The organism is Nocardioides sp. NPDC023903 (genome assembly GCF_040639295.1).
In the GTDB taxonomy this organism is placed as follows: domain Bacteria; phylum Actinomycetota; class Actinomycetes; order Propionibacteriales; family Nocardioidaceae; genus Nocardioides.
In genome coordinates, this window is the sequence record NZ_JBEZZS010000008.1 from 122,597 (window position 1) to 135,790 (window position 13,194).

11 protein-coding genes are annotated in these 13,194 nt (G+C 68.9%); 7 read left to right on the plus strand and 4 right to left on the minus strand.

The window, feature by feature from the left end:
- The first annotated feature begins 99 nt into the window (after nucleotides 1-99).
- Together edd and eda are read left to right on the plus strand one after the other, a co-directional pair.
- Nucleotides 100-1,962: a phosphogluconate dehydratase gene (gene edd / locus AB0F44_RS11670; protein WP_357355525.1), complete on the plus strand. Its 1,863-nt coding sequence runs from the start codon at nucleotides 100-102 to the stop codon at nucleotides 1,960-1,962.
- On the plus strand, nucleotides 1,955-2,584 hold the full coding sequence (gene eda, locus AB0F44_RS11675; RefSeq protein ID WP_357355527.1) for a bifunctional 4-hydroxy-2-oxoglutarate aldolase/2-dehydro-3-deoxy-phosphogluconate aldolase: 630 nt from the start codon (nucleotides 1,955-1,957) through the stop codon (nucleotides 2,582-2,584). Before edd ends, eda begins: the two co-directional genes overlap by 8 nt.
- Nucleotides 2,585-2,613: 29 nt before the next feature.
- Here eda and AB0F44_RS11680 read toward each other — a convergent pair whose 3' ends face one another.
- The 3 genes from AB0F44_RS11680 to AB0F44_RS11690 all read right to left on the minus strand — a co-directional run bounded on the left by AB0F44_RS11680 (nucleotide 2,614) and on the right by AB0F44_RS11690 (nucleotide 6,760).
- Nucleotides 2,614-3,927, minus strand: coding sequence for a DUF1343 domain-containing protein (locus tag AB0F44_RS11680; protein WP_357355529.1), 1,314 nt, complete (start codon nucleotides 3,925-3,927; stop codon nucleotides 2,614-2,616).
- Between the two features lie 89 nt (nucleotides 3,928-4,016).
- A complete protein-coding gene (locus tag AB0F44_RS11685) occupies nucleotides 4,017-5,033 on the minus strand; it encodes an SMP-30/gluconolactonase/LRE family protein (RefSeq protein WP_357355531.1) in 1,017 nt (338 codons plus the stop codon).
- Nucleotides 5,030-6,760, minus strand: coding sequence for an NAD(P)/FAD-dependent oxidoreductase (locus tag AB0F44_RS11690; protein WP_357355533.1), 1,731 nt, complete (start codon nucleotides 6,758-6,760; stop codon nucleotides 5,030-5,032). The genes AB0F44_RS11685 and AB0F44_RS11690 overlap by 4 nt, the downstream gene beginning before the upstream one ends.
- A gap of 278 nt (nucleotides 6,761-7,038) precedes the next feature.
- Here AB0F44_RS11690 and AB0F44_RS11695 point away from each other — a divergent pair, with 278 nt between their 5' ends.
- The 3 genes from AB0F44_RS11695 to AB0F44_RS11705 all read left to right on the plus strand — a co-directional run bounded on the left by AB0F44_RS11695 (nucleotide 7,039) and on the right by AB0F44_RS11705 (nucleotide 9,844).
- Nucleotides 7,039-7,293, plus strand: a complete 255-nt coding sequence (locus tag AB0F44_RS11695; RefSeq protein ID WP_357355535.1) for a DUF3311 domain-containing protein — start codon at nucleotides 7,039-7,041, stop codon at nucleotides 7,291-7,293.
- Nucleotides 7,290-8,930 (plus strand): monocarboxylate uptake permease MctP, encoded by a 1,641-nt coding sequence (gene mctP, locus AB0F44_RS11700; RefSeq protein WP_350662981.1) that lies wholly within the window; start codon nucleotides 7,290-7,292, stop codon nucleotides 8,928-8,930. The genes AB0F44_RS11695 and mctP overlap by 4 nt, the downstream gene beginning before the upstream one ends.
- Nucleotides 8,931-9,355: 425 nt before the next feature.
- Nucleotides 9,356-9,844, plus strand: coding sequence for a hypothetical protein (locus tag AB0F44_RS11705; RefSeq protein ID WP_357355537.1), 489 nt, complete (start codon nucleotides 9,356-9,358; stop codon nucleotides 9,842-9,844).
- An 81-nt stretch (nucleotides 9,845-9,925) separates the two neighbouring features.
- Here the strand turns inward: AB0F44_RS11705 and AB0F44_RS11710 are convergent, their stop codons facing one another.
- Nucleotides 9,926-10,540: a YceI family protein gene (locus AB0F44_RS11710; protein ID WP_350662985.1), complete on the minus strand. Its 615-nt coding sequence runs from the start codon at nucleotides 10,538-10,540 to the stop codon at nucleotides 9,926-9,928.
- A 534-nt stretch (nucleotides 10,541-11,074) separates the two neighbouring features.
- Between AB0F44_RS11710 and AB0F44_RS11715 the strand changes: the two genes are divergently transcribed.
- Nucleotides 11,075-11,338: a hypothetical protein gene (locus AB0F44_RS11715; protein WP_350662987.1), complete on the plus strand. Its 264-nt coding sequence runs from the start codon at nucleotides 11,075-11,077 to the stop codon at nucleotides 11,336-11,338.
- A gap of 14 nt (nucleotides 11,339-11,352) precedes the next feature.
- A complete protein-coding gene (glmS, locus tag AB0F44_RS11720; protein ID WP_357355539.1) occupies nucleotides 11,353-13,176 on the plus strand; it encodes a glutamine--fructose-6-phosphate transaminase (isomerizing) in 1,824 nt (607 codons plus the stop codon).
- Nucleotides 13,177-13,194: the final 18 nt, after the last annotated feature.

Below are 13,194 nucleotides of genomic sequence, written 5' to 3' on the forward strand. Positions count from 1 at the left end.
GCGTACGCCTCTTATGTCTTTCGTGTACCAAAGATTTACTTGTATCGATCCAAAGATCATGCAAAGGTGTGCGAAAGCACACTGTCTTTTGGAGGACCCGTGACTGCCGTATCCCCCACCGTCGCTGACGTCACCGCGCGTCTCATCGAGCGTTCCGCAGCCACGCGGGCCGACTACCTGGCCCGCATCGCCTCCGCCCGCGCGACCGGGCCCGCCCGCGGCCGGCTCGCGTGCAGCAACCTGGCCCACGGCTTCGCGGCCTCCACCGCGCCGACGAAGGCCGAGCTCAAGGTGGTCACCCCCGCGGCGAAGCCCAACGTCGCGATCGTGACCTCCTACAACGACATGCTTTCCGCGCACGCGCCCTACGAGACGTACCCGCCGCTCCTCAAGGCCGCGGTCATGCGCGCCGGTGGACTGGCGCAGGTCGCCGGCGGCGTACCCGCGATGTGCGACGGCATCACCCAGGGCCGCGACGGGATGCAGGTCTCCCTCTTCTCCCGCGACGTGATCGCGATGTCGGCCGGGATCGCCCTCTCGCACGACATGTTCGACGCCGCGCTGATGCTCGGCGTGTGCGACAAGATCGTGCCCGGCCTCCTGATCGGTGCCCTCTCGTTCGGTCACCTGCCGACCGTCTTCGTGCCGGCCGGCCCGATGTCCTCGGGGCTCCCCAACAAGGAGAAGGCCCGTGTCCGGCAGCGGTACGCAGCGGGCGAGGCCACCCGCGAGGAGCTGCTCGAGGCCGAGGCCGCCAGCTACCACTCCCGCGGCACCTGCACCTTCTACGGCACCGCCAACTCCAACCAGCTGCTGATGGAGGTGCTCGGCCTGCACCTGCCGGGCTCCTCGTTCGCCTCGCCGGACACCCTGCTGCGGGCCGCGCTCAACCGTGCCGCCGCCGCGCGTGCCACCGAGCTGGCGCTCACCGGCGGTCCGGGCGTCGGCGAGATGATCGACGAGAAGTCGATCATCAACGCGTGTGTCGCCCTCCTCGCCTCCGGCGGGAGCACCAACCACACTCTTCACCTGGTCGCGATCGCCCGCGCCGCCGGGATCCAGCTGACCTGGGCCGACATCTCCGACTTGTCGCCGGTGGTCCCGTCGATCAGCCGGATGTACCCCAACGGCTCCGCGGACGTGAACCACTTCCACGCGGCCGGCGGCGTCAGCTTCCTGGTCCGTACGCTGCTCGAGGCCGGGTTGCTCCACGAGGACGTCACCACGATCCTGGGCCCGGGGCTGTCGGCCTACACCCAGGAGTCGCGGCTCACCCGCGACGGCGAGATCGAGTTCGTCGAGGGCGCCCCGATCTCCGGCGACCTCGACGTGCTGCGCCCGGCCGACGACCCGTTCTCACCCGATGGTGGTCTGCGGGTGCTCACCGGCGAGCTCGGCACCGCTGTCATCAAGACCTCGGCGGTCGCGCCCGAGCACCAGGTGGTCTCCGCGCCCGCGATCGTCTTCGACGACCAGGCCGACTTCCTCACCGCCTTCTCCGAGAAGCGCCTCGACGGCCGTGACTTCGTCGCGGTGCTGCGCTACCAGGGCCCAGCCGCCAACGGCATGCCCGAGCTGCACAAGCTCACCCCTGCTCTCGGGGTGATGCAGGACCGCGGCCAGCACGTCGCCATCGTCACCGACGGCCGGATGTCCGGTGCGTCGGGGAAGGTGCCCGCGGCCATCCACCTCACCCCCGAGGCTGCGCTCGGCGGACCGCTCGCCCGCGTGCAGGACGGTGACCTGATCACCGTCGATGCCGTCGCCGGCACCCTGAGCATCGGGGTCGACGCCGACGAGTTCGCGCACCGCCCCACCACCGGCCGGGCACCGCTCGACGCCGAGTGGCGCGGCACCGGCCGTGAGCTCTTCGGCGCCTTCCGTGCCACCGTCGGCTCCGCCGACACCGGCGCCTCCGTCTTCCAGTTCGCAACGCCTCAGGAGACCCCCGTTCATGTCTGACCTCACCTCCGCCGACCTGCTCGACCTCTCCCCGGTGATCCCGGTCGTCGTCGTCGACACCCTCGACCAGGCGGTTCCCGTGGCCCGTGCCCTCGCCGAGGGTGGCGTGCCCGTGGTCGAGCTGACCCTGCGTACGCCGGTGGCGCTCGACGCGATCCGGGCGATCGCCGAGGAGGTGCCGGAGGTCCTGATCGGCGCCGGCACCGTGACCACTCCCTTGCTCGCCAAGGAGGCCGCCGCGGCCGGCGCCCAGTTCCTGGTCTCGCCGGGTGCCACCCCGACGCTGCTCGGCGCGATGCGCGACACCGGTCTGCCGTTCCTGCCCGGCACGGCCACCGTCTCCGAGGCCATCGCAGTGCTCGAGACCGGCCACACCGCGATGAAGTTCTTCCCGGCCGAGGCCTCCGGCGGCGCCAAGTACCTGGGCTCGCTGCCCTCCGTGCTCCCCGACGCCCGCTTCTGCCCGACCGGCGGCATCTCGCTCGCCAACGCCCCCAGCTATCTCGCTCTGGCCAACGTCGGCTGCGTCGGCGGCTCCTGGCTCACCCCTGCCGACGTGCTCGCCTCCGGCGACTGGGACCGCGTCACCGCCCTCGCAGCCGCCACCTCCGCGCTCCGCTGACCTCCGCTGACCTCGCCGGGTGGGCGAGGTCAGCGGTAGAGCAGGTACTGGCGACGGGTCGCGTCGAAGTCGGCCAGCTCGTCTTGCCAGGCCGCCTCGACCTCGTCGCCGGTGGCGCCGGCGTCGATCTGCGTACGCAGCCTCGTCGAACCGGTGAGCTTGTCGATCCAGAACGGCCGGGCGGTGTCCCAGGAGTCCTGGCGCCAGGCGAACTCGGGGTAGAGGGCCTTGGCGGCGACCAGCATCTCGACGCCGGTGCGGACGGGGTCGAAACGGTCGCGGTCCTGGATCGTGACCTGCACCCCGCCGCAGACCTGGCCGGCGAACTTGTTGACCGAGGGGTTGAAGTACGCCTCGCGGAACGTCACGCCGGGCAGGTTCGCCTCCTCGAGCGTCGCGGCCCAGCGGTGGTCGACGAACGGCGCCCCGATCAGCTCGAACGGCTTGGTGGTGCCACGCCCCTCGGAGAGGTTGGTGCCCTCGAACATGCAGGTGCCGGGGTAGGCCAGCGCGGTGTCGGGGGTCGGCATGTTGGGGCTCGGCAGGATGAAGTCGAGCCCGGTGTCGGCGTACAACGTCCGCCTCCGCCATCCGGAGACCTGGACGATGTCGAGCTGCGCCAGCCGCCCGCCGGCGTGCTCCTCGAGGAACTCGCCATCGAAGAACCGGGCCAGCTCGCCGACCGACATCCCGTGCTGCTGGACGATCTCGCGGGCGCCGACGCCCGAGGTGTACGCCGCGGTCATCATCGGTCCGCGGGCCGTCCCGCCCACGGGGTTGGGGCGGTCGAGGACCACGAAGCGCTTGTCGGTCGCGACGGCTGCCTGCATCGCCGTCCACATCGTCCAGATGTAGGTGTAGAACCGGGAGCCGACGTCCTGGATGTCGAAGACGACGGTCTCGACATCGGCGGTCGTGAAGAGCTCGGTCATCTTCGCGACGTTGGCGCCGTAGGAGTCGTAGACGGTCAGCCCGGTGCGCTCGTCGACGAAGGTGCCCTCCGAGCCGCCCGCCTGAGCCGTGCCGCGGAAGCCGTGCTCCGGACCGAAGACGCCGGCGATCTGGACCGCCCCGGACTCGTGCATCTCGTCGACGATGTTGCGCAGGTTGCGGAGCACGCCGGTGGGGTTGGTGATGATGCCGACCCGGTCGCCCGAGAGCACCGACCAGCCGTCGCCGGCGGCTCGCTCGGCGCCGGTTCTGACCGCCTCACCACCGCTGAGCGGTGAGACCTGCTCGGTCGAGGCTCCCGCCGAACCGGTGAGAAGTGGCGCCGCCACGGCGCCGGCTGCGGCGGCGCCGAGCAGACGGCGCCGGTCGATCCTGGGGACTTCAGTGCTCATGGGGGCGCTCCTGTGCCGAGGGGTGCGGATCACTTTGCAGGCTAGCCCTGACGGCGCCGCTCGGCAGGCGATTTCCGGGGGCGACCGCTCTAGCCGCCGTTCGACTGCCGGATGCCCTTGGCCAAGGCGTCGAAGCTGTAGATGAAGCCGCCGGCGTCGCCGGAGACGGTGACGTACGCCTTCTTGGTACCGGGCCGGATCGCGACGTTGGTCGCCGAGGTGAGCCCGGCCCGGTCAGCGGCCGGGACGCGGACCGTCGCGAGCGGCCGGCCGTGCCGGGAGAAGACGCGGATGACCGGCTCGCCGTGGGTGGCCTGGTAGATGTTGCCGGCCGCATCGACCGCGTTGGAGTCGGTCTCGGTCTCGGCCGGTCCGTCGTCGACCTCGGCGACGATCGAGCTCGCGACGACCGAGGTACGCGACCGGTCTAGGGCCAGATAGCTGATCCGGTTCTCCCACAGGGTGCTCACGTAGAGGCCGCGGTAGCGGCGGTCGAAGGAGATGCCGTTCGGGGCGGCCAGTTCGTCGGCCAGCACGGTCGCGCTCGAACCGTCGGCCGCGATGCGTACGACCCGTCCCACCGGCTCCTTGGCCGGGTCGAGGTAGCCGGTCAGGTCGGTGACGTACATGTTGCCCTCGGGGTCGAAGGTCAGGTCGTCGGGATTCATCGGGCTGCCCTCGACTGCACCGGCGAAGACCGTGCGCGGGTCGGTTCCGTCGGCGGCGAGGCTGCGGATCGTGCCCTGGTAGTCGGTCAGGTAGAGCCGGCCGTCGACCGGGCTCCACTGCGCCGACGTGTAGGCCCCGGCTTCGTCGGTGAAGAACCCGAAGACCTCCTGCGACGAAGTGTCGAGGCGCAGCACCTTCGGTGCCGGCGAGGAGGCCACGACGTCGACGAAGTAGAGGTCGCCGTCGGCGCCGAACGTCGGACCCTCGAGCAGGGTCATGTTGAGCCCGGGGTGCGGGCTGGTCGCCTTGACCACCTGCTCGGCGATGATCTCCCGCGGCCACTGCGGGTGCGCCACCGCGCCGGAAGGGCCGGCCAGCGCGCCGGCGACCAGTGCACTCGCGAGCGCGACGGCAGAGACGGACGTACGTCGGTTCATCTCGTTCTCCTCTGGGGTTGGTCGACGAGGACCTCGTCGATGGATGTGCGGCGCCACTCCTCGAGCAGCCGGTGGAACGCGACCGGCCCCGGGCCGTAGGAGATCTTCATCTCGGCCGGCTGGCCCTCGCTGTTGTAGTAGCCGGGCGTGCACGTGCGCAGGAAGTCGAGGTTGTCGTTGGCCGACTCCTCGATGACCTGCGCCCAGGCCTCGGTGGCCTCGCGCGACGGCTCCACATAGGCCGCTCCCCGCGAGCGCGCGGCGGCGACGACCAGGCCGATGTGGCGCGCCTGCTCGCTGAGGATGTGGGAGTAGTTGACCGAGTTGGCGTTCTGGAACAGCGAGAGCTGGAAGAGGTTCGGGAAGCCATGGCTGTAGAAGCCGTGCAGCGTACGGAACCCGCTCATCAGCGACTCGAAGTAGCTGGTTCCACCGCGCCCGTGGACCATCAGCGACCCGGAGAGCAGACCGGAGATGCCGGTCTCGAAGCCGGTCGCGAAGATGACGCAGTCGACCTCGTACTCGTGGTCGCCGACGACGATCCCGGTCTCGGTCATCCGGGTGATGCCGTGGGTGTCGGCGGTGTCGACCAGCGTCACCTCGGGCCGGTTGAACGCCTCCAGGTAGTGGTCGCTGAAGCCCGGCCGCTTGCACTGGTAGCGGTAGTAGGGCTTGAGCGCCTCCGCGGTCTCAGGGTCGCGGACCGTGGCAGCGACCCGGTCGCGGAGCCGGTTCATGGTCGCGAGGTCGAGGAGTTCCTCGGCCAGCTCGCGCTCCGCGGGGTCGACGGACCGGTCGATCCGTCCGGTGATCATCTTCCGCTGCAGCCCGGCGTTGGCGGTCCACGAGTCCTGGACGACGTCCTCGGCGACCGGTTCGCCGGCCATGATCGCCAGGAAGTTGTCCATCCGCCGTTGCTGCCACCCGGGCGTCAGCGAGGCGGCCCACTCCGGGTCGGTCGGCCGGTTGTCGCGCACGTCGACGGTCGCCGGCGTCCGCTGGAAGACGTACGTCCGGGCAGCATGCTCCGCCACCATCGGCACCACCTGGATCCCGGTGGCTCCGGTACCGACCACCGCGACCCGCTTGTCCGTGAGCCCCACCAGCCCACCGGAGGCATCGCCGCCGGTGTAGCCGTAGTCCCACCGGCTGGTGTGGAACGCCCGCCCGCGGAAGCTCTCGATCCCCTCGATCCCCGGCAGCTTGGCCAGCGACAGCGAACCCGACGAGTCGACGACATAGGTGGCCGTGAACGCGTCGTCACGGTCGGTCCCGATGTGCCATCTGGCGCCGTCCTCGTCCCAGCGCAGCTCGGTCGCCGAGGTGTGGAAGGCGGCGTCGCGGTAGAGGTCGAACCTCTCCGCGAGCGCGACCATGTGCCGGCGGATCTCCTCGCCGGGCGCGTAGCGCCAGCGCGGGACGTACCCGACCTCCTCCAGCATCGGCATGTAGAGGTACGACTCGATGTCGCAGTGGACGCCGGGGTAGCGGTTCCAGTACCAGGTGCCGCCGACGTCGCCGCCGTCGTCGATCAGCCGGATCCGCTCGAGCCCGGCCTGGCGCAGCCGGATCGCCGTCTGCAGCCCGCCGAGCCCTGCGCCGACGACAAGGGCGTCGACGTGGTCGGTGAGCGGTGGTCGGTCGACACGTTCGGTGAACGGGTCGTGCGGGGCAGCAGCGGGGTCGGCGGCGAGCCGGCGGTACTGGCCGAGGCCGTCCGGGCGCACTCTGCGCTCGCGCTCGTCGGCGTACTTGGCCCGGGCGGCTGCGAGGTCCGCGGCCGTGATCGGCGGGTGTTATTCGGGCATGCCATCACCCGAGTGGGGGAAGTCACGGCCCGGAAACTAGCAGCGCACGAGTGTCAGGGTGTCCGGTTCGACCGTTCGTCGCGGCAGATCGACCGTTCGTCGTCGTGTCGGTCCGATGGGGCTGGACACCGTCCGTAATTGTGACCAAGGTCACAGATCGTCCGAACCCCACTTCGACAGATTCTCGGAGGTGACCCATGCCGTCCTCGTCCAAGGGCTCGTGGATCCTCGTCGGGATCCTCCTGTTCGCGGCCGCGGCACCGTCACTCGCGGTGCCGCTGTACGCGAAGGAGGATCCGACGCTCGCCGGATTCCCGTTCTACTTCTGGTTCCAGCTCTTCCTCATCCCCTGCTCGGTCCTGTTCACGACCATCGCCTACTTCGTCGCCAAGGCCGCGTTCCGGCGTGACCGTGCCGCCGCCGGGCGCCCGTGGAAGGAGGGCGGCCAGTGAACGCGGTAGCAGTCTCCGTCTTCGCCTTCCTCTTCCTGCTGGTCACGATCCTCGGCTTCTCCGCCGCGCGCTGGCGCCGGGCGAAGTCGATGGACAACCTCGACGAGTGGGGTCTGGGTGGCCGCGGCTTCGGTACGTTCGTGGCCTGGTTCCTCATCGGAGGCGACCTCTACACGGCGTACACCTTCATCGCGGTCCCCGCGACGCTGTTCGCCGGCGCAGCGGTCGGCTTCTTCGCGGTGCCCTACACGATTCTCGTCTACCCGCTGATCTTCGCGTTCCTGCCGAAGCTGTGGTCGGTCTCGCACAAGCACGGGTACGTCACCCCGGCCGACTTCGTCGTCGGCCGCTACGGATCCAGGACGTTGGGTCTGGCCGTCGCGATCACCGGCCTGCTGGCCACCATGCCCTACATCGCGCTGCAGCTGGTGGGCATGGAGGTCGTGCTCGAGGTGATGGGTCTGCAGAGCGACTCCTCGAACTGGTTCATCCGTGACCTGCCGCTCTTCATCGCGTTCGCGGTGCTGGCCGCCTACACGTACTCCTCCGGGCTGCGGGCGCCGGCGCTGATCGCGTTCGTGAAGGACTCGCTGATCTACATCGTGATCATCGTGGCGATCATCTACATCCCGTCGCAGCTCGGTGGCTGGGGCAACATCTTCGAGACGGTGCAGACCAGCTTCGACACGTTCAACACCGAGAACGCCGACGCGATCGCCGCCGGCGACGCGGCCCCGAAGGCGCTGTTCCCGACACAGGCGGCGGGCCAGTGGGCCTACGCCTCCCTGGCCCTCGGCTCGGCGCTGGCGCTGTTCATGTACCCGCACTCGATCACCGGCGTCCTCTCCACGCGCAGCCGCAACGTGATCCGCCGCAACGCCTCGCTGCTGCCGGCGTACTCGTTCCTGCTGGGGCTCCTGGCGCTGCTCGGGTTCGTCGCCCTCGCGGCCGGAGTGATGGTCGGCGACCCGCCGAACCCGCAGCTCGCGATCCCGCAGCTCTTCGAGGACCAGTTCCCGGCGTGGTTCGCGGGCGTCGCGTACGCGGCCGTCATCATCGGTGCGCTGGTGCCGGCGGCGATCATGTCGATCGCGGCCGCGAACCTGTGGACGCGCAACATCTACAAGGCCTACCTGAAGCCCGACGCGACCCCGCAGGACGAGGCCAAGCAGGCCAAGATCGTGTCCCTGGTCGTGAAGTTCGGGGCGCTGATCTTCGTGCTGGCGCTCTCGAAGTCGTACGCCATCAACCTGCAGCTGCTCGGCGGTGTCTGGATCCTGCAGACGCTGCCGGCGATCGTCGTCGGCCTCTACACCCGGTGGTTCCACCGGTGGGCGGTCCTGGCCGGCTGGGCGGTGGGGATGGCGTACGGGACGATCGTCGCGTACGGCGTCTCCTCGCCCACGCAGGAGCACTTCGGTGGACCGTTGGCGCCGTTCCCGGGCACGGAGACGCCCATCTACATCGCGCTCACCGCGTTCCTGCTCAACCTCATCGTGGTCGTCGTCCTGACCCCGATCCTGAGGGCGCTCAACGTGCCGGACGGTGAGGACGCCACCTCGGCGTCGGACTACTCGGTCGACGCCGGCGACGAGGGTGTCGTCGAGGAGCTGAGCTCGACGACGGAGGTGCGCTGAGGGCTACTGACCCGGACACAAAGTCCCGCAAACACGCCTCTGCGGCGTGTTTGCGGGACTTTTTCCTTATTTCTCCAAGAACTGCAACGACAGTACATTGGCGTACGTAACAAGTACTGAAGGCTCTGATTCGGACCAAACTCGGGAGTGTCCATGTTGAGCAACGGATCCATGCTGGCGATAGGACGCCGGGGGGCGTCGCCCTGCATGGATCTACCACCGGGCGTGAAGCTGGCCAGTCGTCTCAGACTGCCGATCCGTCCGGTTTCTATGGGTGGGGCTATGAGCGTGACCAGGAACTCGCTCGCCCTGCTCTGCGGGACCCCGTCGGTGTCAGCCGCGATCCCCGTGCGCTCGGGCGCCGGGTGCAGGCACTGACGGGGTCCCGCATTCCCCGCAACACCCGAAAACATCAGGAGAACGCGATGAACTCGAAGATCCTCGGGGGACTTCGGCGATCGGTGGCGGTGACCCTTGTGGCAGGTGGCTTGATCGTCGCCGGTGCCGCGGTTGCCAGTGCCGCCTCGCAGTCCGTTGAGCACACCGACAGCCGGGCCGCCTCGATGGCCCAGCAGCCGATCAAGGCTCCGGATCGTGGACCCGCAGGTCCGGTGACGGTCTCGGGAGCGATGGCCGGCAACGACGCGGCGGTGACGGTGACGACCGATGGGACGACGGTCGTGGCCAGTGGCCGCGCGCACGTCGAGTCTCCGGTCGACAACGCCGCCGGCGGTGGTGTCGTCCACCATGACGATGACACCGGCTCGTCGCTGGGTGGCGGTCGCGGTGTCGATCTCGGCACGGACCAGATCGGCTTCGCCGGGGGAGCGACCGGTGACTCCTCGTCCGCGGACGTCGTCGGCACTGCTCGGGTCGGGGCGGAGAAGCACTACTACGTCCAGGACGGTCGCTGAGCGATCCGCGCGTGACATTCGTCGGGGCCACCGGGAGATTCCCGGTGGCCCCGACGCATCGTGGTCAGATCGACCTCAGGATCAGGCAGCCTCGTCCGCGTTCTTGATCGCGGAGATGTCGAACTCGAGCTTGATCTTCTCGGAGACGAGCACGCCACCGGTCTCGAGGGCGGCGTTGAAGGAGAGGCCCCAGTCGGTGCGGTTGATCGCGACGGCACCCTCGAAGCCGACGCGGGTGTTGCCGAACGGGTCCTTGGCGGAACCGGTCTGCTCGAAGGGAACGGTGACCGGCTTGGTGGTGCCCTTGATGGTCAGGTCACCGGTGATGTTCCAGGTCTCGCCGTCGAACTCGACCTCGGTCGACTCGAAGGTGATGTTGGGGTGGGCCTCGTTCTCGAAGAAGTCACCCGAGAGCAGGTGGCCGTCGCGGTCGGCGTTGCCGGTGTCGACGGAGGCAGCCTTGATCGTCAGCGAGACCTTGGACTTGGCCGGCTCGGCGGTGTCGATCGTCGCGGTGCCCTCGAACTCCTTGAACGAGCCGCGGACGGTGGTCACCATCGCGTGGCGAGCCGAGAAGCCCAGGCGGGTGTGGGCGACGTCGAGGGTGTAGTCACCCGCGATGTCCTCGATGGCGGCGGTCGGGGTGTCGAACTCGGTCTCGGCGGGTGCCGTGTCCTTCTTGCTGAAAATGCCCATAGCGAATGTGCTCCTGGAAGAATTGGTTGAAACTGCAAGCATCATAACGGGGGAATCTCTCCCAATGTTCCCGCTCGCGTGGCCTTTCCTGACGACGAGGGAAAATTGGTTGCAGTGACAACGCTATCCCTAAACGCACGAGGCCCGCTCCCCTGTCGGGAGCGGGCCTCGGAAGCGTTGAGCGGTTGTCAGGCAGCGTGACGAGTGGTCGCGGGAGCACTGACTTCGACCCAGCGGGCCTCCATGTGCTTACGGCCGCGGCGGTCGACGACGGGGAGCCAACGGAGCTCGAGCTTGCCAGTCACTTTATTACCGTTCATCAGACACCTCCTGTTCACCTTGTGTTCACCTAAGGTACCGCACCCCCACCCGTATGTCCAAGTAGTCCGCGAGATCGGGTGTGGCGCTCCACTTCGTGACCCCGAAAGGTGCGATGAGGGTGCGCGACGCTCCACTTAGGGCGAAAAGGGGAGTTCTGCCCGAAATCGGGCAGAAATTTGAACGTCGTCCCGTGGATGGCTCACAGTTGGTGAGGTGAATGCCGAGCAAGCGCTGATCGACCACCTGGTCGCCACCACCGGGCTCCGGCCCGCTGAGGCGGCGCGCGTGATCGAGGACGTGGTGGCGTACTTCGACGAACCGGTCGAGGCCTACGTACGCCGCCGGCATGCGCAGCTGAAGACCTACGGCGCGAAGAACGACGCGATCTTCGCGCAGCTCGCCGAGGAGCTTCGGGCGCGGGTCGTTGCCGCGCCGCAGCTGACCGAACGGCAGCTGCGACGGCTCATCTACGGATAGAACGGACTGGACACATGTGCGGAATCGTCGGCTACATCGGACCCCAGCAGGCCGCCGGCCTGCTCACCGAGGGGTTGGCCCGGCTGGAGCACCGCGGCTATGACTCGGCGGGCGTCGCGGTGCTGGGCAGCAGGCTCCAGGTGGTGAAGAAGGCCGGACGCGTACGCGACCTGGTCGATGCCCTGCCCAAGCGGTTCGCCGGCAAGGTCGGCATCGGCCACACCCGGTGGGCGACCCATGGGCCGGCCAACGACACCAACGCCCACCCGCACGTCTCCGCCGACGGTCGCGTGGCCGTCGTCCACAACGGGATCGTCGACAACGCCGCCTCGCTGCGGGAGCGGCTCACCGATGCGGGCATCGAGCTGGTCAGCGACACCGACACCGAGGTCTTCGCCCACCTCATCGGAGCGTCGACCGCCGACACCCTGGAGGCCAAGGTCGTCGACGCCCTCTCCCAGGTAGAGGGCACCTGGGGTCTCGCCGTCGTGCACGCCGACTTCCCCGACCGCATGGTCGTCGCCCGCAACGGTTCGCCGTTGATCGTCGGCGTCGGCGACGGGGAGATGTACGTCGCCTCGGACCTGGCCGCGGTCGTACGCCACACCACCACCGTCGCCCACCTCGACGACGGCGAGCTCGCGACCATCACCGCGACCGGCTTCACTACGTTCCGCCAGGACCTGACGACGACCACCACTACGGCTCGCGAGGTCGATGTGGACCCGTCGGCGTACGAGTATGGCGAGCTCGCCGACGAGCCGCGGATGTTCACCGAGATCCTGGAGCAGCCGTCCTCGGTCGAGCGGGCGCTGCGGGGCCGGCTCGACGAGCGGTTCGGCACGGCTCACCTCGGCGGGCTCAACCTCGACCCGCGCGAGCTGCGTGCGATCCGCCGGGTGAAGATCCTCGGCTGCGGCTCGGCCTACTACGTCGGCCAGATGGGCGCCGGGCTGATCGAGGAGCTCGCCCGGGTCCCCGCCGACGCCGAGGCGGCATCGGAGTTCCGCTACCGCAACCCGATCATCGAGCCCGACACGCTCTATGTGGCCGTGTCCCAGTCCGGCGAGACGATCGACACCCTGCTCGCCGTCCAGGAGATCAAGCGCAAGGGCGGCCGGGTGCTCGGCGTCGTCAACGTCGTCGGCTCGGCGATCGCGCGCGCGGTCGACGGCGGCATCTACCTGCACGCTGGTCCGGAGATCGCGGTCGCCTCGACCAAGGCGCTCACCAACATGTTCGTCGCGTTCTCGCTCCTGGCGCTCCAGCTGGGCCGCGTACGCGACCTCTCGATCGCCGACGGGAAGCGGCTCATCGCCGGGCTGCAGGCGCTGCCGACCCAGATCGAGGAGATCCTCAAGAGCGAGTCCCACCTCGAGGAGGTCGCGGCACGGCTGGCCGAGGCCGAGTCGATGTTCTTCGTCGGTCGCGTACGCGGCTACCCGGTCGCCCGCGAAGGTGCTCAGAAGCTGAAGGAGATCTCCTACCGGCACGCGGAGGCCTATCAGACCTCCGAGCTCAAGCACGGTCCGCTCGCGCTGATCTCCGAGTCCGTTCCGACCGTGGCGATCGTGCCGCAGGACGAGCTGACGGACCGCAACGTCGCGGCCCTCCACGAGATCAGCGCCCGCCGCGGGCCGCTGGTCGTCGTCACCCACCCCGATGTCGACCTCGGTGAGCTCGACGCGCTGCGCGTGGACGTACCGAAGAACGAGGTCGAGCTCGACCCGATCCTGCTGACCATCCCGCTCCAGCTGATCGCCTTCCACGCCGCCAAGGCCCTCGGCCACGACGTCGACAAGCCACGGAACCTCGCTAAATCAGTCACCGTCGAGTAGCGGTGTCCGCTTCAATGG

Bases quoted from the DNA above. Each gene is read 5' to 3' on its own strand.
- eda (WP_357355527.1), top strand. From the start codon at position 1,955: ATGTCTGACCTCACCTCCGCCGACCTGCTCGACCTCTCCCCGGTGATC.
- AB0F44_RS11680 (WP_357355529.1), bottom strand. From the start codon at position 3,927: ATGAGCACTGAAGTCCCCAGGATCGACCGGCGCCGTCTGCTCGGCGCC.
- AB0F44_RS11685 (WP_357355531.1), bottom strand. From the start codon at position 5,033: ATGAACCGACGTACGTCCGTCTCTGCCGTCGCGCTCGCGAGTGCACTG.
- AB0F44_RS11695 (WP_357355535.1), top strand. From the start codon at position 7,039: ATGCCGTCCTCGTCCAAGGGCTCGTGGATCCTCGTCGGGATCCTCCTG.
- AB0F44_RS11705 (WP_357355537.1), top strand. From the start codon at position 9,356: ATGAACTCGAAGATCCTCGGGGGACTTCGGCGATCGGTGGCGGTGACC.
- AB0F44_RS11710 (WP_350662985.1), bottom strand. From the start codon at position 10,540: ATGGGCATTTTCAGCAAGAAGGACACGGCACCCGCCGAGACCGAGTTC.
- glmS (WP_357355539.1), top strand. From the start codon at position 11,353: ATGTGCGGAATCGTCGGCTACATCGGACCCCAGCAGGCCGCCGGCCTG.